At 61.5% G+C, this 24,085-nt stretch carries 23 protein-coding genes; 13 read left to right on the plus strand and 10 right to left on the minus strand.

Annotated elements, in window-relative coordinates; all coding sequences use genetic code 11:
- Positions 1–2 precede the first annotated feature (2 nt).
- Positions 3–830: an EamA family transporter gene (locus tag IEV82_RS02615; protein ID WP_188480389.1), complete on the plus strand. Its 828-nt coding sequence runs from the start codon at positions 3–5 to the stop codon at positions 828–830.
- A 1-nt stretch (position 831) separates the two neighbouring features.
- On the opposite strand, the gene IEV82_RS02620 is transcribed toward IEV82_RS02615, so the two are convergent.
- Positions 832–1,698: a MurR/RpiR family transcriptional regulator gene (locus IEV82_RS02620; protein WP_188480390.1), complete on the minus strand. Its 867-nt coding sequence runs from the start codon at positions 1,696–1,698 to the stop codon at positions 832–834.
- Between the two features lie 103 nt (positions 1,699–1,801).
- On the opposite strand from IEV82_RS02620, the gene IEV82_RS02625 reads away from it, so the two are divergent.
- The 7 genes from IEV82_RS02625 (at position 1,802) to IEV82_RS02655 (ending at position 9,533) form a co-directional block, all read left to right on the plus strand.
- Positions 1,802–2,572 (plus strand): N-formylglutamate amidohydrolase, encoded by a 771-nt coding sequence (locus IEV82_RS02625; RefSeq protein WP_188480391.1) that lies wholly within the window; start codon positions 1,802–1,804, stop codon positions 2,570–2,572.
- Positions 2,569–3,150: a TRAP transporter small permease subunit gene (locus tag IEV82_RS02630; RefSeq protein WP_188480392.1), complete on the plus strand. Its 582-nt coding sequence runs from the start codon at positions 2,569–2,571 to the stop codon at positions 3,148–3,150. Before IEV82_RS02625 ends, IEV82_RS02630 begins: the two co-directional genes overlap by 4 nt.
- Positions 3,150–4,475 carry a TRAP transporter large permease gene (locus IEV82_RS02635; RefSeq protein ID WP_188480393.1) on the plus strand — a complete coding sequence of 442 codons (1,326 nt, stop codon included), beginning with the start codon at positions 3,150–3,152 and terminating at the stop codon, positions 4,473–4,475. Before IEV82_RS02630 ends, IEV82_RS02635 begins: the two co-directional genes overlap by 1 nt.
- 56 nt (positions 4,476–4,531) lie before the next feature.
- The gene (locus tag IEV82_RS02640; protein ID WP_188480394.1) at positions 4,532–5,569 is read left to right on the plus strand and encodes a TRAP transporter substrate-binding protein; all 1,038 of its coding nucleotides are present in this window, start codon (positions 4,532–4,534) and stop codon (positions 5,567–5,569) included.
- Between the two features lie 71 nt (positions 5,570–5,640).
- Complete coding sequence (locus tag IEV82_RS02645) at positions 5,641–7,002, plus strand: glutamine synthetase family protein (protein ID WP_188480395.1); 1,362 nt, start codon at positions 5,641–5,643, stop codon at positions 7,000–7,002.
- 3 nt (positions 7,003–7,005) lie between these two features.
- Positions 7,006–8,382: an aldehyde dehydrogenase family protein gene (locus tag IEV82_RS02650; RefSeq protein ID WP_188480396.1), complete on the plus strand. Its 1,377-nt coding sequence runs from the start codon at positions 7,006–7,008 to the stop codon at positions 8,380–8,382.
- A gap of 5 nt (positions 8,383–8,387) precedes the next feature.
- Positions 8,388–9,533 carry an iron-containing alcohol dehydrogenase gene (locus IEV82_RS02655; protein ID WP_188480397.1) on the plus strand — a complete coding sequence of 382 codons (1,146 nt, stop codon included), beginning with the start codon at positions 8,388–8,390 and terminating at the stop codon, positions 9,531–9,533.
- A 52-nt stretch (positions 9,534–9,585) separates the two neighbouring features.
- Here the strand turns inward: IEV82_RS02655 and IEV82_RS02660 are convergent, their stop codons facing one another.
- Entirely contained in the window at positions 9,586–10,812 is a 1,227-nt protein-coding gene (locus tag IEV82_RS02660) for a urate hydroxylase PuuD (RefSeq protein WP_188480398.1), read from the minus strand.
- A 100-nt stretch (positions 10,813–10,912) separates the two neighbouring features.
- On the opposite strand from IEV82_RS02660, the gene IEV82_RS02665 reads away from it, so the two are divergent.
- Positions 10,913–11,821, plus strand: a complete 909-nt coding sequence (locus tag IEV82_RS02665) for a LysR family transcriptional regulator (RefSeq protein ID WP_188480399.1) — start codon at positions 10,913–10,915, stop codon at positions 11,819–11,821.
- Positions 11,822–12,006: 185 nt separating this feature from the next.
- Here the strand turns inward: IEV82_RS02665 and uraH are convergent, their stop codons facing one another.
- Positions 12,007–12,363: a hydroxyisourate hydrolase gene (gene uraH / locus IEV82_RS02670; RefSeq protein ID WP_188480791.1), complete on the minus strand. Its 357-nt coding sequence runs from the start codon at positions 12,361–12,363 to the stop codon at positions 12,007–12,009.
- A 149-nt stretch (positions 12,364–12,512) separates the two neighbouring features.
- Here uraH and puuE point away from each other — a divergent pair, with 149 nt between their 5' ends.
- The 4 genes from puuE (at position 12,513) to IEV82_RS02690 (ending at position 16,843) form a co-directional block, all read left to right on the plus strand.
- Complete coding sequence (gene puuE / locus IEV82_RS02675) at positions 12,513–13,925, plus strand: allantoinase PuuE (protein WP_229747635.1); 1,413 nt, start codon at positions 12,513–12,515, stop codon at positions 13,923–13,925.
- Positions 13,922–14,413, plus strand: a complete 492-nt coding sequence (locus IEV82_RS02680) for an ureidoglycolate lyase (RefSeq protein WP_188480400.1) — start codon at positions 13,922–13,924, stop codon at positions 14,411–14,413. Before puuE ends, IEV82_RS02680 begins: the two co-directional genes overlap by 4 nt.
- Before the next feature lie 66 nt (positions 14,414–14,479).
- Positions 14,480–15,895, plus strand: coding sequence for a uracil-xanthine permease family protein (locus IEV82_RS02685; protein ID WP_188480401.1), 1,416 nt, complete (start codon positions 14,480–14,482; stop codon positions 15,893–15,895).
- A gap of 186 nt (positions 15,896–16,081) precedes the next feature.
- Positions 16,082–16,843 carry a PRC-barrel domain-containing protein gene (locus tag IEV82_RS02690; protein WP_188480402.1) on the plus strand — a complete coding sequence of 254 codons (762 nt, stop codon included), beginning with the start codon at positions 16,082–16,084 and terminating at the stop codon, positions 16,841–16,843.
- A 206-nt stretch (positions 16,844–17,049) separates the two neighbouring features.
- Here the strand turns inward: IEV82_RS02690 and IEV82_RS02695 are convergent, their stop codons facing one another.
- The 7 genes from IEV82_RS02695 to IEV82_RS02725 form a co-directional block, all read right to left on the minus strand.
- Positions 17,050–17,253, minus strand: a complete 204-nt coding sequence (locus IEV82_RS02695; RefSeq protein WP_188480403.1) for a dodecin family protein — start codon at positions 17,251–17,253, stop codon at positions 17,050–17,052.
- Between the two features lie 101 nt (positions 17,254–17,354).
- On the minus strand, positions 17,355–18,320 hold the full coding sequence (gene bhcD, locus IEV82_RS02700) for an iminosuccinate reductase BhcD (protein ID WP_188480404.1): 966 nt from the start codon (positions 18,318–18,320) through the stop codon (positions 17,355–17,357).
- A gap of 130 nt (positions 18,321–18,450) precedes the next feature.
- On the minus strand, positions 18,451–19,614 hold the full coding sequence (bhcC, locus tag IEV82_RS02705; RefSeq protein ID WP_188480405.1) for a 3-hydroxy-D-aspartate aldolase BhcC: 1,164 nt from the start codon (positions 19,612–19,614) through the stop codon (positions 18,451–18,453).
- 106 nt (positions 19,615–19,720) lie between these two features.
- Positions 19,721–20,689 carry a beta-hydroxyaspartate dehydratase BhcB gene (gene bhcB, locus IEV82_RS02710; protein WP_188480406.1) on the minus strand — a complete coding sequence of 323 codons (969 nt, stop codon included), beginning with the start codon at positions 20,687–20,689 and terminating at the stop codon, positions 19,721–19,723.
- Complete coding sequence (gene bhcA / locus IEV82_RS02715; RefSeq protein WP_188480407.1) at positions 20,686–21,879, minus strand: L-aspartate--glyoxylate aminotransferase BhcA; 1,194 nt, start codon at positions 21,877–21,879, stop codon at positions 20,686–20,688. The genes bhcB and bhcA overlap by 4 nt, the downstream gene beginning before the upstream one ends.
- A gap of 210 nt (positions 21,880–22,089) precedes the next feature.
- Positions 22,090–22,923: a bifunctional allantoicase/(S)-ureidoglycine aminohydrolase gene (locus IEV82_RS02720; protein ID WP_188480408.1), complete on the minus strand. Its 834-nt coding sequence runs from the start codon at positions 22,921–22,923 to the stop codon at positions 22,090–22,092.
- A gap of 131 nt (positions 22,924–23,054) precedes the next feature.
- Entirely contained in the window at positions 23,055–24,059 is a 1,005-nt protein-coding gene (locus IEV82_RS02725) for an NAD-dependent epimerase/dehydratase family protein (RefSeq protein ID WP_188480409.1), read from the minus strand.
- Between the last annotated feature and the right edge of the window lie 26 nt (positions 24,060–24,085).

The raw sequence follows: 24,085 nt of genomic DNA on the forward strand, positions 1-24,085 counted from the left end.
GTGTGACAGCGCCCGTTCTTGCCATCGTCCTCGTGGCAGCGGTGCTGCACGCGGTGTGGAATGCTCTGGTCAAAACCTCGCATGACCGGGCGATCACGCTGGGTCTCGTGGCTGCGGGCCATTGCATTCCTGCACTGGCGCTGATGCCCTTTGTCCCGGTCCCCGTTGCAGCAGCGTTTCCGTTCATCATTGCCTCGACGGTGATCCACTGGGGCTATTACTATTTCCTGAACATCTCCTACCGCTTTGGTGACCTGTCACTGATCTATCCCATCGCGCGCGGCACCGCTCCGGTGATGGTCGCCCTTGGCGCGATGATCTGGGCCGACGAGATCCTGTCGATCTGGGCGTGGATCGGCATTCTGACCGTGTCGGCAGGAATCCTGATCCTTGCGGCCGTGCGCTACGCCGACAAGCGCGGAATGGGTGCGGCGCTGCTGACCTCGGGAATCATCGCCGCCTACTCGGTTGTGGACGGAATCGGCATTCGAGTCTCGGGCACGCCCATCGGCTATGTGGTGTGGTTGTTCGCCGCCGAGATCTTCGTTGCGGTCTTCGTCATCGCAACGCGGTTCGACCGGGCCCGAGCGATAAGCGCAAAGGCGCGTGTCCTCGGCCTGACCGGTGGCCTGATTTCCGGGCTCGCCTATGCGCTGGCCCTCTTCGCCAAGACGCTTGCCCCTATCGGGATCGTGTCTGCGGTGCGCGAAACCTCCGTGATCTTTGCAGCGCTGATCGGCGTCTACTGGCTCGGCGAAGGGCCAGCCCGCCGTCGACTTGTCGCTGCCTCTGTCGTGGCGCTCGGCGTGATGCTCCTCGCGCTCAGCTAGCTCAGGGCTTTCGGAAAATCCGGGTCGAGCGGAACATGTCTTCCAGTGCCTCGATACGTGCGCGCGCCGTATCGGACACTCGGGTCTGAACCTCGGCAATCAGCGCCTCGATGATCAGATTGATGGCAAGGGTGGAATCCCAGCTCGAAGGCACCTCGATCATCGCATTGACCACGTGATCTGCCAGCCCCGAGATCGGCGAGCCCCATTGATCGGTGAAAAGGATGATTGCGGCCCCGCGTTCCTTGGCCAGTTCGGCCAGCCGTTCGAGATCACGCTCATACCGCCGGATGTCGAACAGGATCAGGACCGACGCGTTGTCCATGTCGAGGATGTATTGCGGCCAGACATTCGGCGACGCCCCCAGAAGCGTCACACCGGGGCGGATGATCTGGAGATGGTTGTAGAAGTAATCGGCGTTTGACCGCGTGATCCGTCCACCCGACAGGTAGACCGGCCGTTGCCGATCCGCCAGAACCCCCGCTATGGCATCCAGCGTTCCCGGCTCCAGCCGGTCGATGGTGCGGCTCAGGTTGTCGAACACCGCCTCTGCAAAAGCCTTGAACGCCGCTGATCCCGGCTTGGTGTCGCCCCAGCCTTCGCGCTTGCGGATGGGGGTCTTGAACTGTTCGGATGCCTCGTCGCGCATTGCGGCCTGCAATTCGGGAAAACCGTCAAAACCAAGCTTGCGCGCAAGCCGGATGACCGTGGGCGTAGAGACCCCCGCAGCTTCGGCAATGCGGGTGATGGATTGCAAGCCACCCACCGGGTAATCGCGCATGAGAACGCTCGACAATTGCCGTTCGGCGGGCGTCAGCGCACCGGCCTGTTCATGCAGCTTGTCCTTGACTGAAAGGGGTTTGGCCATCGCCTGACGCCTTTTGTAGCAATCGCTACATTGGTAACCATCTTGGTACAATAATCAACGAAATTATCTTGACAGATCTTGGTGCCCCAACCCTAATGACGTCGTGAGCACAGCCAGAGAACATACGATTCTGGGTCCCGATGACGGGCCCGCCGCCGAGGTGATCAACCCTCGCGGGGCAGCTCCGATCTGCCTTGTCTGCGAACATGCGAGCGCATTTATCCCCGCCACGCTGGGTGATCTTGGCGTCGCGCCGGAACACCGCCAGAGCCATGCCGCATGGGATATCGGCGGGCGTGATCTGGCGACCGCCCTGTCGCAACGGCTGGACGCCCCACTCGTGGCATCGCGTGTCTCGCGGCTGGTCTACGACTGCAATCGTCCCCCGAACGCGCCCGGCGCGATCCCTGAAAAATCCGAAGTGGTGGAGGTGCCCGGCAATGTCGGCCTGTCCGACACCGCCCGCGCCGCCCGCGCGACGGAGGTTTATGATCCCTTCCGCACCTTGCTAAAAACCACGCTTGACGGATTTGCCGAGCCTCCGGTTCTTGTCACCATCCATTCCTTCACGCCTGTCTGGTTCGGTCAGCCCCGCGAGGTGGAGCTTGGCCTCCTGCATGACAGCGACGACCGGCTGGCCCGCGCCATGCTGGCCGAAGCACCGGACGGCTTGGACGCAAGGCTGAACGCGCCCTATTCGGTGACCGATGGCGTCACCCACACCCTGCGCGAACATGCGATCCCGCGCGGCGTGCAGAACGTGATGATCGAAGTCCGCAACGACCTTGTCTCGGACGCGGCGGGTGTGGCCAGGTTCGCAGGCATCCTCGACACCATGCTGACCCGCGCACTGGCGACACAGGGGGTCACATGATCCGCGCGCTCAAGGCCTATGTCGGGGTGATCGACCCATTCAACCGGATGATCGGGCGCATCGTGATGTACGGCATCTTCGTGATGATGGGCATCCTGCTGTGGTCGTCCGTCACCAAGGTGTTCTTCCTGCCCTCGCTCTGGACGCTGGAAATGGCGCAATTCGCGATGGTCGCCTATTACATCCTTGGCGGTCCCTATTCGATCCAGATGGGGTCGAACGTGCGGATGGACCTGATTTACGGCGAGATGAGCGACCGACGCAAAGCCGCGATCGACGCGGTGACGGTCGTGTTCCTGCTCGTCTATCTTGGCTTCCTGCTTTATGGCGGCATCGCCTCCACCGCCTATTCGCTGGGCTATTTCGGCTCCGAGCCGATCAGCTTTTTTGCCGGTCTTGCCACCGGCAGCGAAGAACTGGGCTTCCTCGAACGCAGCCCGACTTCGTGGCGGCCCTATCTGTGGCCGATCAAGACGATCATGGTGATCGGCATCTTCCTGATGCTGCTGCAAGTGCTGTGCGAACTGGCCAAGGACATCCTGCGCCTCAAGGGACATGACATGGGGGCCAAAGTCTGATGCCGTATGAACTGATCGCGGCGCTCATGTTCTCGACCATGATGCTGATGCTGCTGACCGGCCAGCGCGTGTTCGGGGCCATCGGCTTTGTCGCCGTGGTCGCGGCCTTTTTCCTCTGGGGAGATCGGGGCGGTTTCGACCTCGGTTTCTCTGCAGCGATGAAGCTGATGAAATGGTATCCGCTGCTGACCCTGCCGATGTTCATCTTCATGGGCTACGTGCTGTCGGAAAGCCGCATCGCGGATGACCTCTACAAGATGTTCCATGTCTGGATGGGCGGGCTGTCCGGTGGCCTTGCCGTCGGCACCATCGGTCTGATGGTCCTGATCTCTGCCATGAACGGGCTCAGCGTGGCAGGCATGGCCATCGGCGCCACCATCGCGCTGCCCGAACTGCTGCGGCGAGGATACGACAAGCGCATGGTGACAGGTGTGATCCAGGCGGGATCGTCGCTTGGCATCCTTGTGCCGCCCTCTGTGGTTCTGGTGCTCTATGCCATGATCGCGCGCCAACCCGTGGGCCAGCTTTGGCTCGCAGGCGTGATCCCGGGCCTGATGATGGCGACCATGTTCATCCTCTACATCGTCATCCGCTGCAAACTGAACCCCGCTCTCGGCCCGGTCCTGCCCGCCGCCGAACGCGACATACCGCGTGCCGAGAAACTCCGCCTCTTGCGTGCGGGCCTTCTGCCGCTGGCGATCTTCTTCGTCATGATGGTGCCCTTCATCAACGGCTGGACATCGCTTGTCGAAAGCTCGGCCATCGGCGCTTTGGCGGCGTTCGGCGCGGCCGTGCTCAAGGGGCGCATGACGCGTGAGGTGTTCGAGAATTCGGTCCGCAACACGCTGGCCATCTCCTGCATGTTCATGTGGATCATCCTGGCCGCACTGGCCTTCGGTGCCGTGTTCGACGGATTGGGCGCGGTCAAGGCAATCGACGACCTGTTCACCGACCAGCTTGGCCTCAGCCCATGGGTGATCCTGATCCTGATGCAGCTCAGCTTCATCATCATGGGCACCTTCCTTGACGACACCGCGATGCTGGTCATCGTGGCACCCCTTTACGTGCCGCTGGTTGGCGCGCTTGGCTTCGACCTGATCTGGTATGGTATCCTTTACACAATCACGACCCAGATCGCCTACATGACCCCGCCCTTCGGCTATAACCTGTTCCTGATGCGCGCGATGGCTCCGCCGGAAATCAGCCTGCGCGACATCTATGTGTCGATCATCCCGTTTGTTCTGGTGATGGTCGCGGCCCTCGCGCTCGTGATGATGTTCCCGCAGATCGCTCTTTGGCTGCCGGAATACATCTACGACAAATGACAACAACCAAGACTCCGGCAACGGAGCGTTTCGCAACCCAACCGAGAGGAAATGACATGACCACAAGACGCAAGTTTCTAAAAACAGCCGGCATCGCCGGTGTCGGCAGCCTTGCAGCCCCGGCCGTCGTCAAGGCGCAATCCGCGATCACATGGCGGTTCCAGACCTACGCGGGTGCCGCTCTTGGCGAACACGTGACCAAGCCGGTCATCGACTACATCAACGCCAACTCCAACGGCGAGCTTCAGGTCGAACTGTTCTACGCTGACCAGATCGTCCCGACAGGCGAATTGTTCCAGGCGCTGCAGCGCGGCACCATCGACGGCGTGCACTCGGACGACGATTCCATGGCATCGCCCACCCCGCTGCGCCAGTTCGGCGGCTATTTCCCCTTCGCGACCAAGCACATCCTCGACGTGCCGGTGCTGTTCAACCAGTACGGCCTCAAGGAAATCTGGGAAGAGGAATATGCCAAGGTCGGCGTGAAGTGGCTGTCTGCCGCAGGTCAGGACCCGTGCAACTTCAACACCACCAAGGAAATCACCTCGGTCGCGGACCTTGACGGCCTGCGCCTCTACACGTTCCCGACCGCCGGTCGCTTCCTGTCGAAATTCGGCGTCGTGCCCGTGTCGATCCCTTACGAAGACGCCGAAGTTGCCGTGCAGACCGGCGAGCTTGACGGCATGGCATGGTCCGGCATCACCGAAGACTACACCGTGGGTTGGGCCGACGTGACCGACTATTTCCTGACCAACAACATCTCTGGCGCGTGGATCGGTTCGTGGTTCGTCAACCAGCAACGCTGGGCGGACCTGCCGGATCACCTGAAATCCGTCGTTATGGCCGCCACCGAGGCAGGCCACACCTACCGCAACCAGTGGTACTGGGGCGGCGAAGCCGCCCTGCGCGCCAATGGCGACAAACTCGAACTGCGCCAGGTTCCGCCAAGCGAATGGGCCGAGGTCGAAAATGCTGCCAAGGAATTCTGGGACGAGGTTGCCCAGGAAGGTGAAATCGAGGCAAAGATCATCAGCATCTTCCGCGAATACAACAGCGTCATCAACCAGGCTGGCGCGCCCTACACCTTCGAATAATCGAAGCGACAGCACTCCGAAGCGATCCCCTGCGGGGGGTCGCTTTGACCGTGAATGAAAAGGACGAGACAATGGCCAACATGACCCTTGATGACCTGCACGCCAAAGCCGCAACCGGCGCAATCGACACTGTTCTGGTCTGCATGGTCGACATGCAGGGCAGGCTGATGGGCAAGCGTTTCCATGTCTCGAACTTCCTCGAGTCTGCGTGGAAAGAGACGCATTGCTGCAACTACCTGCTGGCCACCGACCTCGAGATGGCCACTCCGGATGGCTACAAGTCCACCAGCTGGGCGGCGGGCTATGGCGACTACGTGATGAAGCCTGACCTTGCCACGCTGCGCCCGATGCCGTGGCTCGATGGCACGGTGATGGTGCTCTGTGATCTGATCGACCACCACACACACGAGCCTGTGCCCCATTCGCCGCGCCAGATGCTCAAGAAACAGCTAGCGCGCCTGGCCGAGATGGGCCTGACGCCGATGATGGCAACCGAACTGGAATTCTTCCTGTTCGAGAAAAGCTATGACGAGATCCGCAAGAACGGCTATCGCACCCTGACCCCGATCAGCGGCTATAACGAGGATTACAACATCCTCCAGACCACCCGCGAGGAACACGTGATGCGCCCGATCCGCAACCACTTGGTGGCCGCCGGTATCCCGGTCGAAAACACCAAGGGCGAAGCCGAGGCCGGTCAGGAAGAGCTCAACATCCGCTACGCCGATGCGCTGGCCTGCGCCGACAACCACACGATCGCCAAACATGCGGTCAAGGAAATCGCCAACATGCAGGGCCATGCCGCCAGCTTTCTGCCGAAATGGCACCACACCCGTGTGGGCAGCGCTGCGCATGTGCACCAATCGCTGTTCAAGGGCGACACCAACGTGTTCCACGACCCGGACGCCAAGCTGAGCATGTCCGGCACGATGAAATCCTATGTCGCGGGCCTGATCAAATACGCCCCGGACATGACGGTCTTTCTTGCGCCTTACGTGAACAGCTACAAACGCTTCCTGCCCGGCACCTTTGCCCCCACCAAGATCGCATGGTCCGTCGACAACCGCACCGCGGGCTACCGCCTTGTCGGCGAAGGCACCAAGGGCGTGCGGATCGAATGCCGCATCCCCGGCAGCGACATCAACCCCTACCTCGCCTGCGCCGCGCAGCTTGCGGCTGGCATCGCCGGGATGGAAGAAGGCCTGTCGCTCGAAGAGCCCGTTTCGGGTGACGTCTACAACATGACCAGCATCCCCGAGATCCCGAACACCCTGCGCGCCGCCACGGAATCGTTGCGCGGCTCTGCCATGCTGCGCAGCGCGATGGGGGACGATGTGATCGACCATTACACGCGCGCCGCAGAGGTGGAACAAGAAGCCTTTGACGCCGTTGTCACCGACTGGGAACTCCAGCGCGGATTTGAAAGAGCCTGAGACATGACCAAGACTGTAGACCTGATTTCCCCGATCGATGGATCGGTATATCTCACGCGCGAGGTGCTGAGCCGCGACGCCGCCTTTGACGCCGCCAAACGCGCGAAAGCCGCCCAAGCCGACTGGGCCGCGCGCCCTGTCTCGGAACGCATCGCACTGGTGCGCAAGGCAGGCCAGATCATCGGCCAGCAAAAAGACCGCATGGCCACCGAACTGGCGCACCAGATGGGCCGCCCCGTGCGCTATGGCGGCGAATATGGCGGTTTTGACGAACGCCTGTCCTACATGGCCGAAGTTGCCGAAGACGCGCTGGCCCCCATGCAAATCGAGGACAGTGACGCCTTCCGCCGCGTGATCAAGCGTGTCCCATGGGGTGTGGTTCTGGTCGTGGCACCGTGGAACTACCCCTACATGACCGCGATCAATACCGTGGCCCCTGCCCTGATCGCAGGAAACACCGTGATCCTGAAACATGCAGGCCAGACGCTTGCCGTGGGGGATCATCTGGCCGAGGCGTTCCAGACCGCAGGTGTGCCCGAAGACGTGTTCCAGAACCTTGTCCTCGACCATGACACCACCTCGGCCCTGCTGTCCGAACGCGCGGTGGATTTCGTGAACTTCACCGGCTCAGTCGGCGGTGGTCAGGCGATGGAACGCGCAGCGGCGGGCACTTTCATCCCGGTCTCCACTGAATTGGGTGGCAAGGACCCCGGCTATGTCCGCGCCGACGCCAATATCGACGCGGCGGTCGACACGCTGCTGGACGGTGCGATGTTCAACGCGGGCCAGTGCTGCTGCGGCATCGAACGCATCTATGTGCACGAAAGCCTTTACGACCAGTTCGTTGAAAAGGCCGTGGCCTGGGTCAACGCCCAGAAACTCGGCAACCCGCTCGATCCGGACACAACGATGGGCCCGATGGCCAATGTCCGCTTTGCCGACGAAGTGCGCGCCCAGATCGCAGAGGCACTGGCCGATGGCGCGAAAGCCCATATCGACACCATGCCCGCCGATGATGGTGGTGCCTACCTGACCCCTCAAATCCTGACCAATGTCACGCACAACATGCGCGTCATGCGCGACGAAAGCTTTGGTCCGGTCGTGGGCATCATGCCGGTCAAGGACGACGACGAGGCCATCGCACTGATGAACGACAGCCGTTTTGGTCTGACCGCGTCGATCTGGTCCACCGACACCGCAACGGCCGAGGCGCTTGGTGACCGGATCGAGACCGGCACCGTCTTTCTCAACCGCTGCGACTACCTTGACCCGGCGCTGTGCTGGACCGGCTGCAAGGACACCGGACGCGGGCAAGGTCTGTCGAAACTGGCGTATCAGGCCCTGACACGCCCCAAATCCTACCACCTCAAGAAGGCATGACCCAAATGGCCCCCACTGGAAACTGGTCCTATCCCACCGCCATCCGTTTCGGCGCTGGCCGCATCTCGGAAATCGCCGAGGCGTGCCTTGCCGCGGGCATCACCAAGCCCCTCCTGGTCACCGACCGGGGCCTCGCCAATATGGAGATCACCACAAAGACCCTGAACCTTGTCGAACAAGCGGGTCTGGGGCGTGCGATGTTCTCGGACGTCGATCCAAACCCGAACGAAAAGAACGTTGAGGAAGGTCTCAAGGTCTACCGCGAAGGCGGCTTTGACGGCGTCATCGCCTTTGGCGGCGGATCGGGTCTCGACCTCGCCAAGACGCTGGCCTTCATGGCGGGTCAGTCCCGCCCGCTCTGGGACTTTGAGGACATCGGCGACTGGTGGACCCGTGCGGACCCCGCCGGCATTCACCCCATCGTCGCCGTGCCCACCACCGCAGGCACCGGGTCCGAAGTGGGCCGCGCCAGCGTCATCACCAATTCGGTAAGCCACGAGAAAAAGATCATCTTCCACCCCAAGATGCTCCCCGCCGTGGTGATCTGCGACCCGGAACTGACCGTGGGAATGCCCAGGTTCATCACCGCAGGCACCGGCCTTGATGCCTTCGCCCATTGTGTCGAGGCCTATTCCAGCCCGCATTACCACCCGATGAGCCAGGGGATCGCCTTGGAAGGCATGCGCCTTGTCGTCGACAACCTGCCTCGCGCCTATGCCGACGGCACCGACATCGAAGCCCGCGCCAACATGATGAGCGCCGCCGCCATGGGTGCCACCGCCTTCCAGAAGGGCCTCGGCGCGATCCATGCGCTAAGCCACCCCATCGGCGCGCATCACCACACGCACCACGGCACCACCAACGCGGTCTTCATGCCCACCGTGCTCAAGTTCAACGCCGACGCCATCCGCGACCGCTTTGACCGCGCGGCGGGCTATCTGGGCATCGAGGGTGGGTTCGACGGGTTCTGCGCCTTTGTCGATCAGTTCAACGACAGCTTCGCGATCCCCAAAACGCTGGGTGATCTGGGAGTGACCGATCCCAACCTCGACGTGCTGGTCCGCGACGCTCTGAACGATCCCTCGACTGGCGGCAACCCGGTCACCATGAACGAGGCGAACACGCGGGCGTTGTTCGAAGCGGTCCTCTAAGGACGGCACTTCTTCGAAGACGTGCGGGAGGCTTTTCGAAAAGTCTCCCGCCCTACTCCACCGCCCGATACCACGCCACGATCTGCGCGCGTTGCTCGGCGTCCATCTGGATCGCGTTCGGCGGAGGCATCGCATGGGACCGTCCGGCTTGCAGGTAGATCTGCTCTGCATGCTGCGCCACGTCACCTTCGGTCTCCAGGTAAACGCCCTTGGGGGCCCAGCGGATGCCATCCCACACAGGTTCGCGGGCATGGCACATCGAACAATTGCCCTGCACCACGTTATACGCGTCCTCAAAACCGTCTGCTGACGCGAAACGCATTTCGAATTCGGTCAAAGGCCGTTCCGCCGCCTCGTCATAGGTTTCGGCCCCGCCCAAGGTGGACAGCCACGCAATCGCGATAAAGATCACCACCGTGACCGCCCAGGTCCAGTTGGGCTGGCCTTTGCCCGCGTGCATGGAGTTGAAGTAATGCCGGATCGTCACCCCCATCAGGAACACCAGCGACGCGATGATCCAGGCGAACTCGGTGCCGAAGGCGAGCGGGTAGTGGTTCGACAGCATCAGGAAGATCACGGGCAGCGTCAGGTAGTTGTTATGGGTCGACCGCAGCTTGGCGATCTTGCCATACTTCGGATCCGGCGTGCGCCCGTCCTTGAGGTCCGCCACAACGATCCGCTGGTTCGGCATGATGATGAAGAACACGTTGGCCGTCATGATCGTCGCCGTGAACGCGCCCAGATGCAACAGCGCGGCACGCCCGGTGAACACCTGGTCATAGCCCCAGGCCATCACCACGAGGATCACGAACAGAAGCAGCATCAACACCGTCGGCTGATTGCCCAGCGCGGATTTGCACAGGACATCATAGAGCAGCCAACCAATGGTCAGCGACAGCGCCGAGATCACGATCCCCTGCCACAGGGACAAATCGGCCTTGGTCGGGTCGAGCAGATACAGCTCTCCACCGACCCAGTAGATGATCATCAACAGGGCGGCACCTGACAACCAGGTCGTGTAGCTCTGCCATTTGTGCCAGGTCAGATGCTCGGGCAGCCTATCGGGCGCCACAAGATACTTGGTGGTGTGATAGAACCCGCCACCGTGCACCTCCCACTCTTCGCCATAGGCACCTTCGGGCATGCCGGGGGCCGGTTTCAACATCAGGTCGAGTGCAATGAAATAAAAGCTGGCACCGATCCACGCCATTGCGGTGATGACGTGCAGCCAGCGCACCGCAAAGGCGATCCAGTCCCAGAGAACGGCGAAATCATACATGGCGAAAGGCTCCTGTTGGCAGGTTTGCACCAGACTAGCGGCAGGGTCATTCTTCTGCTATTCCGATGAAACTCCAAGCTGTATCAAAAATCTGCGAATAATGAGCTATCTGGACAACATCAGAACCTTCGTGCGTGTCTACGAATTGGGCAGCATGTCCGCCGCCGGGCGCGATTTGCGCATTTCACCTGCCGTGACCTCGACGCGCATCGCCCAGCTTGAGGAACATCTGTCGGTCCGCCTTTTTCAGCGCACCACGCGCAACCTGACGCCCACCGAACAGGGGCGGTTGTTCTATACCGGTGCTGTCGAGGTGCTCGAAGCGGTGGAAGTGGCCGAGGCGCAGGTGGTCAACATCACCGAGAACCCGCGCGGGTCTCTCTATGTCGCAGCACCCTTGGGTGTGGGCCGCCGCCTGATCGCGCCGCAAGTGCCCGCCTTCATCGAACAATACCCCGAGGTCTCCGTCCGGTTGCGCCTGACGGACCGTAAGGTTGACCTGACCACCGAAGGTCTGGATCTCGCGTTCTTTCTGGGCGAACCCGAAGACAGCACGCTCCGCATTCGCAAGATCGACGATGTGACCCGTGTGCTCTGCGCCGCGCCCAGCTATCTCGAGTCGCGCGGGATGCCCGATTCCGGCGATGACCTGCTCAGCCAGAACCACGAATGCCTGAACCTGCGCTTTCCGGGGGCGACGGAGTTCCAGTGGCGGCTGCAAACCCCCGACGGGCCAAAACGGTTCAAGGTCAAAGGGCGCTACGAATCCGATGATGGCGATGTACTCACCGATTGGGCGTTGGCGGGGCATGGCATCGCGCTCAAACCCGTGTTCGAAGTGGGCGATCATCTGCGCGCCGGGCGTCTGGTCGCGGTGGCCAGGAACACCCCGCCGGTCCCGGTTCAGATGGCCTGCCTCTTTACCCACAGGCGCAGGCAAGACCCAAAGACGCGGCTGTTCATGGATTTCGTCATTGGCCGCATCGGCTTGGCCATCAAGAACGCCTGAAGCCGTCGAAGATTGGATCAGATGGACTCCATCCCTCTGGATGGATCATGTCACGCGCTGAAATTCGAGGGTATTTCGAGGCGACATCACCAGAAATTAATCCGCGGCTGAAAGAAACTTCGTACGAAGTTTCTTGGCCGCCCCCATAAAATTCTGAGCGTCAGTCAGATCGGGTCAGCAGAACTTCAACTCCCCCGGTAGGTCGAATACCCGTAAGGTGACAGCAAAAGCGGCACATGGTAGTGCGCGGTAGCATCCGACATGCCGAACCGGATCGGCACCTGATCGAGGAACAGCGGATCATCCCCCGCCTGACCTGACGCCCGCAGGTAATCGCCCGCAAAGAACACCAACTCATATGTCCCGGTCTCAAAGGCATCTGCGGGCAGGATCGGGCTGTTCGTCCGACCGTCGTCATTGGTCTTGGTCTCGGCGATCTGTTCTGACCCCGCACCTGTCACGCGATACAGAACGATCCTCAGACCCGCCGCCGGGCAGCCCTTGGCCGTGTCCAGAACATGGGTGGTCAAATAGCCTGACATCGCGCTCTCCTCTTGCATGATTGCCTCTTTATGCAGCCAACAGCCGGAAAGGCGCAAACGATAAGCCGTTTGAGACACCTTTCGGGATTTCTTGAAAAACGGATTGCATTATTCGGAATATAACGACGACCACTCAGGAGGACACAGACGTGCAACGCTACCCCCGCGACATGACAGGATATGGTGCGACGCCGCCAAACGCCAATTGGCCCGGTGGGGCCAGGATCGCCGTTCAGATCGTGATGAACTACGAAGAAGGCGGCGAGAACAACGTCCTGCACGGCGATGCTGCCTCCGAAGCGTTCCTGTCCGAAATCACCGGCGCACAGCCCTGGCCGGGTCAGCGGCACTGGAACATGGAATCGCTCTACGAATACGGCAGCCGCGCCGGGTTCTGGCGTCTGCACCGGATGATGCAGGATCTGCCGATCACGGTCTACGCCGTCACCACCGCGCTGGCCCGCGCGCCCGAACAGGTGGCGGCCATGAAGGATGCCGGTTGGGAAATCGCGTCGCACGGCCTGAAATGGGTCGAACACAAGGACATGCCCGAAGACGAGGAACGCGCGCAGATTGAGGAGGCGATCCGCCTGCACACCGAAATCGTCGGCGAACCGCCCAAAGGCTGGTACACCGGCCGCTGCTCGAACAACACCGTGCGGCTGGTCGCGGAGCGTGGCGGGTTTGATTACGTTGCCGACAGCTATGCCGATGACCTGCCCTATTGGGCGCGCTTCGGCGACACGCATCAGCTCATCATGCCCTACACCATGGATTGCAACGACATGCGGTTCGGCATTCAGGCGGGCTTCACCACCGGCGACCAGTTCGAAAGCTATCTCAAGGACAGCTTTGACTACCTCTATGCCGAAGGGGTCGAAGGCGCGCCCAGGATGCTGTCCATCGGGCTGCATTGCCGCATCGCCGGCCGCCCCGGACGGGCGGCTGCGCTCAAGCGCGCGCTCGACTACATGGCCAGCCATGATGGCGTCTGGTTCGCCACGCGCCAGCAGATCGCGCAGCATTGGGCCAAGGAGCATCCCGCGCCGACAGCACAGCGCCCCTCCGAGATGTCGCGAGAGGTGTTCGTCGCCGCCTTCGGTGGCATTTTTGAGCATTCTCCCTGGATCGCCGAACGCGCCTGCGCCTTTGAGTCCGGCCCGACCCATGACACGGCGCGCGGCGTGCACAGCCTGCTCTGCCGCGCGTTCCGCAGCGCCACGGACGACGAACGGCTTGGCGTGCTCAACGCTCACCCGGACCTTGCCGGGAAACTTGCCGCGGCCGGTCGCCTGACCGCCGAGTCCACTGCCGAGCAGGCAGGCGCGGGCCTCGACATGCTGACCGACGAGGAACGCGCGACGTTCCAGAAACTGAACATCGACTATGTCACGCGCCACGGCTTCCCGTTCATCATCGCTGTCAAGGACAACACCAAGGCCACGATCCTCGCCGCCTTCCACCGCCGCCTCGGCAACGACCGCGACACCGAATTCGCCGAAGCCTGCCGTCAGGTCGAACGGATCGCGGAATTGCGCCTGATCGAAAAGCTGGGCGCATGACCCGCCAGATCACCACAGAGCCGCTGACGGCCGACGCCTTCGCCCCGTTCGGAGACCTCCTCGATTGCGCAGGCGACCCGGACAAGCTCATCAATCAGGGTCTGTGCGGCCGCTACCACGACCGCGCAACGCTCGATTTCGCCGATGGCCGCGCCGGGATCAGCCTCTTCAAGGCCGAACTGCGCAGCCTGCCCTACACGCTGGACCTGCTGGAACGGCACCCCCTGGGAAGTCAGGCCTTTGTGCCGATGAGCCATGATCCCTTTCTGGTGATCGTCGCCCCGGACGAAGGCGGCACCCCCGGCACACCCCGCGCCTTCCTGACCCAAGCAGGTCAGGCGATCAACCTGCACCGCAGCACCTGGCACGGGGTTCTGACCCCGCTGTCAGGCACGGGGCTTTTCGCCGTCATCGACCGGATCGGAGACGGAGCGAATCTGCAAGAGCATTGGCTCGACACCCCCGTCGAGGTGATCCGCCACGAATGACGAACCGGCTGCCTTTGAGGAGGGGCGCCCGGCAATAAAACCAATGGTTACGAGGGAGAGAGAACCATGTCTGACGCATCCATCGGCACACCGGAACAGCTCCGCGATCCGAACTACACCCCCCCACTGATCAAGGCGGTGCCACTGGGCATCCAGCACGTTCTGGCGATGTTCGTGTCCAACGTCACCCCGGCGATCATCGTGTGCGGTGCTGCGGGCTTCGGCTTTGGTTCGAACAGCCCCGACTTCCCGCAGATGATCTACATGATCCAGATGTCGATGTTCTTTGCCGGCATCGCCACGCTCTTCCAGACCATCGGCATGGGCCCCGTGGGAGCGCGTCTGCCCATCGTGCAGGGCACGTCCTTTGCCTTCATCCCGATCATGATTCCGCTGGTCGCGGGCAAGGGCGTTGACGCCATTGCAGTGCTGATGGGCGGCATCCTTGTCGGTGGCCTCTTCCACGCGGCCCTTGGCCTTTTCATCGGCAAGCTGCGCTTTGCCCTGCCGCCGCTGGTCACCGGGCTTGTGGTCACCATGATCGGCCTCGCGCTGGTGCGGGTGGGCGTGCAATACGCGGCAGGCGGCGTTCCCGCCATCGGCACGCCGGAATACGGGTCGCTGCTCAACTGGGCGATGGCCGGAACGGTCATCCTTGTCACACTCGGCCTCAAGTTCTTCACCCGTGGCATGCTGTCGGTATCCGCCGTGCTTGTTGGCCTGCTGGCAGGGTATGCCGTTGCCTTTGCTCTGGGTCAGGTGAGCTTTGGCAATGTGGGCCGCGCGGCCAGCTTTGCCCTGCCGAACCCGCTGCATTTCGGGCTGGAATTCTCGGTCGCGGCCATTGTCGGCTTCTGCGCGATGTCCTTCGTGTCGGCTGTCGAAACCGTCGGTGACGTGTCCGGCATCACCAAGGGCGGCGCAGGCCGTGAAGCGACGGACAAAGAGATCGAGGGCGCAACCTATGCCGACGGTCTGGGTACAGCGGTCTCCGGCCTCTTCGGCGCGCTGCCCAACACCTCCTTCAGCCAGAACGTGGGCCTCATTGCCATGACCGGCGTGATGAGCCGCGGCGTCGTCACCATAGGCGCGCTGTTCCTGATCCTCTGCGGTCTCGTGCCCAAGGTCGGCGCGGTGATCTCGTCGGTTCCAATCGAAGTGCTGGGCGGTGGTGTGATCGTCATGTTCGGCATGGTTGTCGCGGCGGGCATCTCGATGCTGTCCGACGTCAACTGGAACCGGCGCAACATGGTGATCTTCGCGATTGCCCTGTCGCTGGGGCTTGGCCTGCAACTCGAACCCGACGCGCTGCAATACCTGCCGCAGACGCTCAAGGTTTTGGCAACATCCGGCATCCTGCCCGCCGCGCTGATCGCCATCGTGCTGAACCTTGTCCTGCCCGAAGAACTGGCCGGTGAATCGACCGAGGAAGTCTCGGGCGGCATGTCAGGCCACGGCAAGGGGTCGATGCCCGGCGAATAACCGCATCCCGATGCGACACCAGCGGGCCTCCGGCAAAGCGCCGGGGGCCTTTTTACGGGCGAAAAAGGCACCGATCCTGCGAACCTGGGCGGTTCAGCCCGTCGGCACTGACCGGAACGAAACCTGTGCTTTCGCGTTTCCCTGCTGAAGACGTGCCGCGCGGCACGCACAGCCAAGGAGACAGATATGAAGACGTTCTCACTCACATTGACAACCGCAAGCGCACTGGCTTTGGCCGTCGCCGCCCCCGCGATTGCACAGGAATCCGAGCAATCCGAAGGCGATTCCGTCAAGCTCCTGTCCAGCTGGACCTATGATCCGATCTATGAAAGCGGCTGGAGCATCGAAAGCATGTTCAACGTCACCGAAGTCGTGGATTCGAACGGCGAGGTGATCGGCGACGTGGAAAACGTCATCTTCAGCAATGAAGGCGAATTGCTCGGCGTGATCGCAGAGGTCGGCGGTTTCTGGGATATCGGCGACACCCATGTTCATGTCCCATGGAGCGACGTGATGGTCGGTGACGACATTGACCAGATCGAAGTGCCGGTGACCGAGGAAACGGTCGACAATTTCGACGTGTTCGGCGGCTTTACCGGTGAGGAACAGATCGATCAGGAGGACACCGCCGAAGTCAGCCCCGTAAACGATGATCTTGTTGCCGGTCCCAGCGTGTTCAAGGCAACGGACCTGATCGGCGATTACGTTTACCTGAGCGATGACGTCCGTTATGGGTATGTTGCTGACATCCTCGTGCAGGACGAGATGGTCTCTGCCATCGTCACGGATGCGCGTGCCTATGGTCGGGCCGGCTATTACGCCTATCCCTACAACGTCAATGGCGCGGCACCGATGGAAAGTCCCCGGTATGATCTGCCCTATGACGCGACTGAAGTCGATACGCTCGAGAATTTCGACTACACGCAACTTCAGGCACGCTCCCAGTAAGCTGACCTGATCTCGCTCTTCACCCCGCGCTCGGCCTGTCCGGGCGCGGGGTTTTTTGATGCGGGGCGGATGTTGCCGTCCACGGGAGATGCGCACAAGAAAAGGGCTCCCGTCATGATGCGCGGGAACCCTTTCAGGGCGGATGGTGTGCTCTCCGCCGAACCCGTCAGGGCGCGCCTTGCAAAAGGCCCACCCCACGATCTGGCTCAGTCGTCCAGAATGAATGTCACGGCGAGGTTGACCTTGAATTCGGTGATCTTGCCGCCTTCGATCATCACGTTCTGATCCTTCACCCAGGCGCCTGTCATACCACGCAGCGTTTTCGACGCGCGCTCGATCCCCATACGGGTGGCCTCATCGAAGCTGTTGGGTGATGTAGCGGAAATCTCTGTTACACGAGCAACGGACATGATGTCCTCCTTTCTCTTGTTGACAGAGGACCAACACACAAACGTTGCACCCGTTCCGGACAGTCCGCGTCAAAACGCGCCTGTGACGGACCTGATAGCGCTCAGAACTCCACTTCGATCGCCACGCCCCGTTCGATGGCCAGCGCCACGACCCGCGATGCAACCGCCAGATCCTGCAAACCCACACCCGTGCCGTCGAACAGCGTGATGTCGTCATCCGATGTGCGCCCCGGATGCGTGCCGTTGATCACCGCGCCGATTTCGACCACGTCGCTCTGCGCGATCAGACCCGACGCCACCGCGTGCTGCGCCTCACCGATGCTGACCGATTGCGCAACCTCATCCGTAAACACCTTGGCCCGCGCGAGCAGCGCCGCCTCGACCTCCTGCTTGCCCTTGGTGTCGGTGCCCATGCAGGCCAGATGCGTGCCGGGGCTGACATGATCGGCCATCAGCGACGGCGCAAAGGCCGAGGTGATCGAGATGATCACATCCGCCTCTTGCATCCCCGGCAGATCGACCGCCTCGAAGGGCACACCGGCCTCGTTTGCGACCTTCTCGATATTGGGCAGCATCTCGGGATGGTAGTTCCAGCCGATCACCTTCTCGAAGGACCGCTGCTCCAGTGCCGCGCGCAGCTGGAACGTCGCCTGATGACCGGCGCCGACCATGCCCATGACCTTGGCATCCGCCCGCGCCAGATGCTTGATCGACACCGAAGACGCCGCCGCCGTGCGCAGCGCGGTCAAGAGGTTCCCCCCCACCATCGCGTGGACCTTGCCGGTATCGGGATCGAACAGGAACACCGTCGACTGGTGATTGATCAGCCCGCGCTTCTCGAGGTTGTGCGGCCAGTATCCACCCGCCTTCAGGCCCAGCGATCCTCCAACGCGATCAAACCCGCCCTTGAAGCCATAGAGCGCATCCTCATGGCCAATCGCCTCGCGCACCACCGGAAAATTATAGGCGTCCTTGGACGCCATCGCAGCGAACACCTGTTCGACCGCCTCGAACGACGCCTCGCGCGACACAAGATCGGCAATCAGTGCTTCAGGAACAATATACATGGTCTCTCCCTCGCAAAAACGGTGCGACAGTCCTCACTGCGCACCGTCTTGGGCTTCTCTGGTTCGAAAATATCTCGGGGGGTGTGGGGGGCTGGCCCCCCACGGATCGATGCGCGTCAGCGCGGCGAAATCAATACGCGCGGCCGCGTGCCGACACCGGCCAGACGGTCTCGACGACACCGTTCCGCACACCCACATACCAGTCGTGCACATTGCAGGTCGGGTCGCAATGGCCCGGCACCAGCTTGAGCTTGTCATTGACCTTCAGCACACCATCCGTGTCCATCACGACGCCATGCTCGTCCGAGCATTTGACGTACTGAACATCGTCCCGGCCAAAGATCACCGGCAGGCCAGAGTCCACCGACTGTGCCTTGAGACCGGCATCGACGATGGCCTTGTCGGCCTTCGCGTGGCTCATGACCGAGGTCAGGATGAACAGCGCGTTCTCCCATTCGCCCTGATCGATCCGCTTGCCGTCCTTGTCGAGGATACGGCCATAATCGGCATCCATGAACGCGTAGGATCCGCACTGCAGCTCGTTATACACACCCGAGTTGGACTCGAAATAATACGACCCTGTGCCGCCACCACCAACGATGTCGCACTCGATGCCTTCGGCCTTGAGCGTATCGACCGCGTCCTTGACCTGTGCCACGGCAATCGCGATCTTCGCCTTGCGCTCTTCGTAGCTGTCCATGTGCTGCATCGCGCCCTGATAGGCCTGGATGCCGGCAAACTTGAGGCCCTCAGCCGCGTCGATCGCCTTGGCAATCTCGACAACGGCCGGTGTCGTCGTCACACCGCAACGGCCTGCGCCGCAGTCGATCTCGACCAGACATTCGATCTGGGTACCGTGCTTGACCGCAGCAGCCGAGAGGTCAGCCACGTTTTCGATATCGTCAACGCAGCAGATCGTCCGCGCGCCCAGCTTCGGCATGCGGGCAAGGCGGTCGATCTTGGCGGGTTCGCGCACCTGGTTCGACACCAACACGTCCTTGATGCCACCGCGCGCGAACACTTCAGCCTCGGACACCTTCTGGCAGCAGACGCCACAGGCACCACCCAGTTCGACCTGCAACAGCGCCACGTCAACCGACTTGTGCATCTTGCCGTGCACGCGGTGACGCATGCCATGCGCCTTGGCATAGTCGCCCATCTTCTTGATGTTGCGCTCCAGCGCATCGAGGTCGAGCACGAGGCACGGTGTCTGAACATCGGATTCCGCCATGCCCGGCTTGGCCGGAATGTCGAAACCCACTTCGTAATCGTCGAATACGGTCATGTCTTTCATTGCGTCTCTCCGAATGTAAACGCGTCCCGGACGTCGCGCGAGATCAGCGTGTGTCGTATAATTCCAGAAGTTTCCTATCGGAAACTAAGCTCGATGGGAAGAGCCTTCAGCTCATCATCCACGGCAATTTGTCGAGATCCACGTTGCCACCCGTCACGATCACCCCAACGCGCTTGCCCGCGAACGCTTCCTTGTTCTTGAGGATCACCGCCAGCGGCACGGCGCAGGACGGCTCCATCACGATGCGGAGGTATTTCCAGGTGATCTTCATCGCATCGATGATCTCCTGTTCCGTCGCGGTCATGATGTCGGACACGTGGTTCGACACGAAATGCCAGGTCAGATCCTTGAGCGGCACCTTGAGACCATCGGCAATCGTTTCGGGCGCGTCATCGGCAATGATGTGCCCGGCCTTGAAGCTGCGATAGGCGTCGTCCGCCTGTTCCGGTTCGGCCGCGATGATCTTCACGTCGGGGGCCAGCGTCGACAGCGTCAGGCAGGTGCCCGAAATCATGCCACCACCGCCGATGGGCGCGACCATCATGTCGAGCCCGTCGGTCTGCTCCATGAATTCCTTGGAACAGGTGCCCTGCCCCGCGATCACGCGCGGATCGTTATAGGGGTGCACAAACTCACCGCCCGTGCGGGCCTGCACTTCGGCAAACACCGCCTCGCGCGAGGTGGTCGAAGGCTCGCATTCGGTGATCGTGCCACCGTAACGACGCACCGCGTCCTTCTTGGCCTGCGGTGCGGTGCGCGGCATGACCACGTTGCACGGGATGCCCCGACGACCGGCGGCATAGCTCAGACACAGCGCATGATTGCCGGACGAATGGGTGCAGACACCCCGCTGCGCATCTTCATCGCTCAGCCCGAACACCGCGTTCGACCCGCCACGCACCTTGAAGGCGCCCGGCTCCTGGAAGTTCTCGCACTTGAAGAAAATCTGCGCGCCCGTCAGATCGTTCAGATAGGCGGACTGGATGACTGGAGTGCGGTTGATATGTGGCTTGATCCGCTCATGCGCGGCCAGCATGTCGTCGTAGGTCGGAATGATCAATGCGTTGTCTTTCATTGCGCCGCAACCTTCTGCTCGATCTTCGATCCGTGGCGGTAGAACTCCTGCGCCGCCGCGACGCCGGACCCCAGCTTGATGTCCAGACCAAGGTCCACCATGCACATCTCTGCTGTCGCAATCCCCGACAGCGCCATCACATCCGTGAGACTGCCAAGGTGGCCAATGCGGAACACCTTGCCCGCAACCTCACCCAGACCAACGCCGAACGCCACGCCATAATTGCTGGCGGCATGCGCCACGATATCTGTCGCGTTGAACCCTTCGGGCGTGCGGATCGCGGACACCGTGTCGGAATAGAGATCGGGCGTTTCCGCACAAAGGCGCAGACCCCAGGCATCGACGGCCGCACGGATACCCGACGCGATCCGGGTGTGACGGGCAAACACGTTTTCCAGACCTTCGGCCTGCAACATCCGGCACGCCTCGTTCAGGCCATTCATCAGTCCAACGGCGGGTGTGTAGGGATAGGCGTTGTTCGCGTAGCCCTTCATCATGTCGCGCACGTCAAAGAACGTCCTGTGCAGATCAGCGGTGTTTGTCGCCTCCATCGCCTTGGCGCTGAACCCACAGATCGCCAGACCGGCAGGCAGCATGAAGCCCTTCTGCGACCCGGTCACGGCAACATCGACACCCCAGTCGTCAAAGCGGAAATCCATCGACGCAATCGACGACACGCCATCGACGAACAGCAAGGCCGGATGCTTGGCCGCATCCATCGCCTTGCGCACGGCAGCGATGTCGGACTTCACGCCCGTCGCGGTCTCGTTATGGGTGGCCAGAACTGCCTTGATCCGGTGCTCCGTATCGTTGGCCAGTACCTCTTCATAGCGATCCGCCGGGATGCCCTTGCCCCAAGCGACATCGACGATCTGAACGTCGAGGCCAAAGCGCTGGCACATGTCGATCCAGCGATGCGAGAACATGCCGTTCCGCGCCACAAGAACGCTGTCCCCAGCGCAAAGCGTGTTGGTCAGCGCGGTTTCCCAACCGCCGGTGCCCGAAGCCGGGAAGATGAAAACCTCGGCGCTGGTGCTTTTCAGGATCTGCTGAACCGCCTTGCGGGCCGGGTGCAGGATCTGACCGAACAGCGGCGACCGGTGGTCGATGGTCGGCATATCGCACGCCCTGCGCAGCGATTCCGGGATGTTCGTCGGGCCGGGTATGAAAACGGGGTTCTGGAAACTCATGGCGTCTCTCCTCCAATTAATGCAACATTAGAGGCCCGGTCCGCCTATGGCAATTTTTTCGAAATTATTTTTCATTTTTTCACACAGCAAGAAAACACATTAAATCAATGGGATAAATTTTTCACCGTATGAAAGCATTTTTTGAAAACGAAAAGCGCACCCGGTTCAGGATACGCTTTACATAAAAACCAGAAGAATCGGCGCAGCCCTTCAGCGCGCCGCACCCAGTCGCAGCGGCATGTGCCGGTTCACATCCTTGTAAAGCAGATAGCGGAACCGCCCCGGCCCGCCAGCATAACAGGCCTGCGGGCAGAACGCGCGCAGCCACATGTAATCGCCCGCCTCGACCTCGACCCAATCCTGATTGAGCCGGTAGACCGCCTTGCCTTCAAGCACGTACAGCCCGTGTTCCATGACATGGGTTTCGGCAAACGGGATCACAGCACCGGGCTCGAAGGTCACAACGGTGACATGCATGTCATGGCGCAGATCACCCGGGTCGACAAACCGCGTCGTCGCCCATTTGCCATCCGTTCCCGGCATCGGCGTCGGCGCGACATCGGCCTCGTTGGTGACGATCACCTGCGGATGATCGAGGCCGTCGACCGCCTGATACGCCTTGCGCAGCCAATGAAAGCGCAAAGGTTCGGACCCGGTGTTGCGCAGCGTCCAGCCCGATTGCGGCGGCAGGTAGGCATAACCACCAGCGGTCATCTCGTGCGCATCACCGCCGACACTCAGGCTCAAAGTACCGTCGACCACGAACAGCACGCCTTCCGCTTCGGGATCGGTTTCCGTGCGATCCGATCCGCCACCCGGACCAACCTCCATGATGTAATGGGAAAACGTCTCAGCGAACCCGGTCAAAGGCCGGGCAATCACCCAAAGCCGCGTGTTGTCCCAGAACGGCAGAAAGCTGGTGGTGATGTCGCGCATCGTCCCCTTGGGGATCACCGCGTAGGCCTCGGTGAACATGGCGCGATCCGTCAAAAGCTGATCCTGGCCGGGGTGCCCGCCCTTGGGGGCAAAATATGACGTGGTCATGCGCGCTATCCTCTGCTGATCATGGCCAAGTATCGCGCCGCAACGCCCAAGCGACCATGCCTATCGGCAATCAAGACTTTTCGGCTTTCCTTGATAATCGCTCGCGATTGCCTTGAAACAACGATCAATCGTCAGATGCGGTAATAGTCCCGGTACCACGCGACAAACTTCGCCACGCCATCGCGCACATCTGTCTGCGGCGCGTATCCCGTCAGGTTGCGCAGCAACGACGCGTCGGCCCATGTGGCGAACACATCGCCCTTTTGCATGTCCATGTAATTGCGCTTGGCCGCAATCCCGGTCTCGGCCTCGATCGCTTCGATGAAATCCATCAGGCGCACCTTGTCGGAATTGCCGATATTGACGATCCGGTAGGGTGCTGCTGGGCTCAGCGTGTCCTCCTCCACCGCCGTCTCCGGCCCACCGGGCACCGCATCCATCAACGACCGGATACCGCGCACAAGGTCGTCGACATAGGTAAAGTCGCGGTACATGTCGCCGTGATTGTAGATGTCGATGGGCGTGCCCTCGAAGATCCCCTTGGTGAACTTGAACAGCGCCATGTCCGGTCTTCCCCACGGGCCATAGACGGTGAAGAATCGGAACATCGTTGTGGGGATCTGCCACAGATGCGCATAGGAATGCGCCATCGCCTCGTTCGCCTTTTTCGTCGCTGCATAGAAGGTCAGCGGCGTGTCCGCCTTGTCGGTCTCCTTGAACGGCATTTCCTCGTTGGCACCATAGACCGAAGAGGTGGACGCCATGAGCAGATGCGCGACCTGCAACTGCCGCGCGGCCTCCATCACGTTGAACGTGCCCACCAGATTGCTGTCCAGATAGGCGCGCGGGTTTTCGAGCGAATAGCGCACACCCGCCTGCCCGGCGAGGTGCACGATGATGTCCGGCGAAAACTCCGCCGCGACCCGCTCGAACGTGCCGTCCTCTTCCAGCGTCGCATGTGTAAAGCTGTAACCGGGCGATTGCAGCAGCATCTGGTTGCGCCGCTCTTTCAGCGTCACATCATAGTAGTCCGTGAGTGCGTCATAGCCATGAACGACCATGCCCTCATCCAGCAACAACCGCGCAAGGTAAAATCCGATGAACCCTGCGGTTCCGGTGACAAGCACACGTTTCATAAAGCCATTTCGCTCATGTTGTCGTC

Origin of the sequence: Marivita lacus (assembly GCF_014637725.1) — a bacterium.
In the GTDB taxonomy this organism is placed as follows: Bacteria; Pseudomonadota; Alphaproteobacteria; order Rhodobacterales; family Rhodobacteraceae; genus Marivita; species Marivita lacus.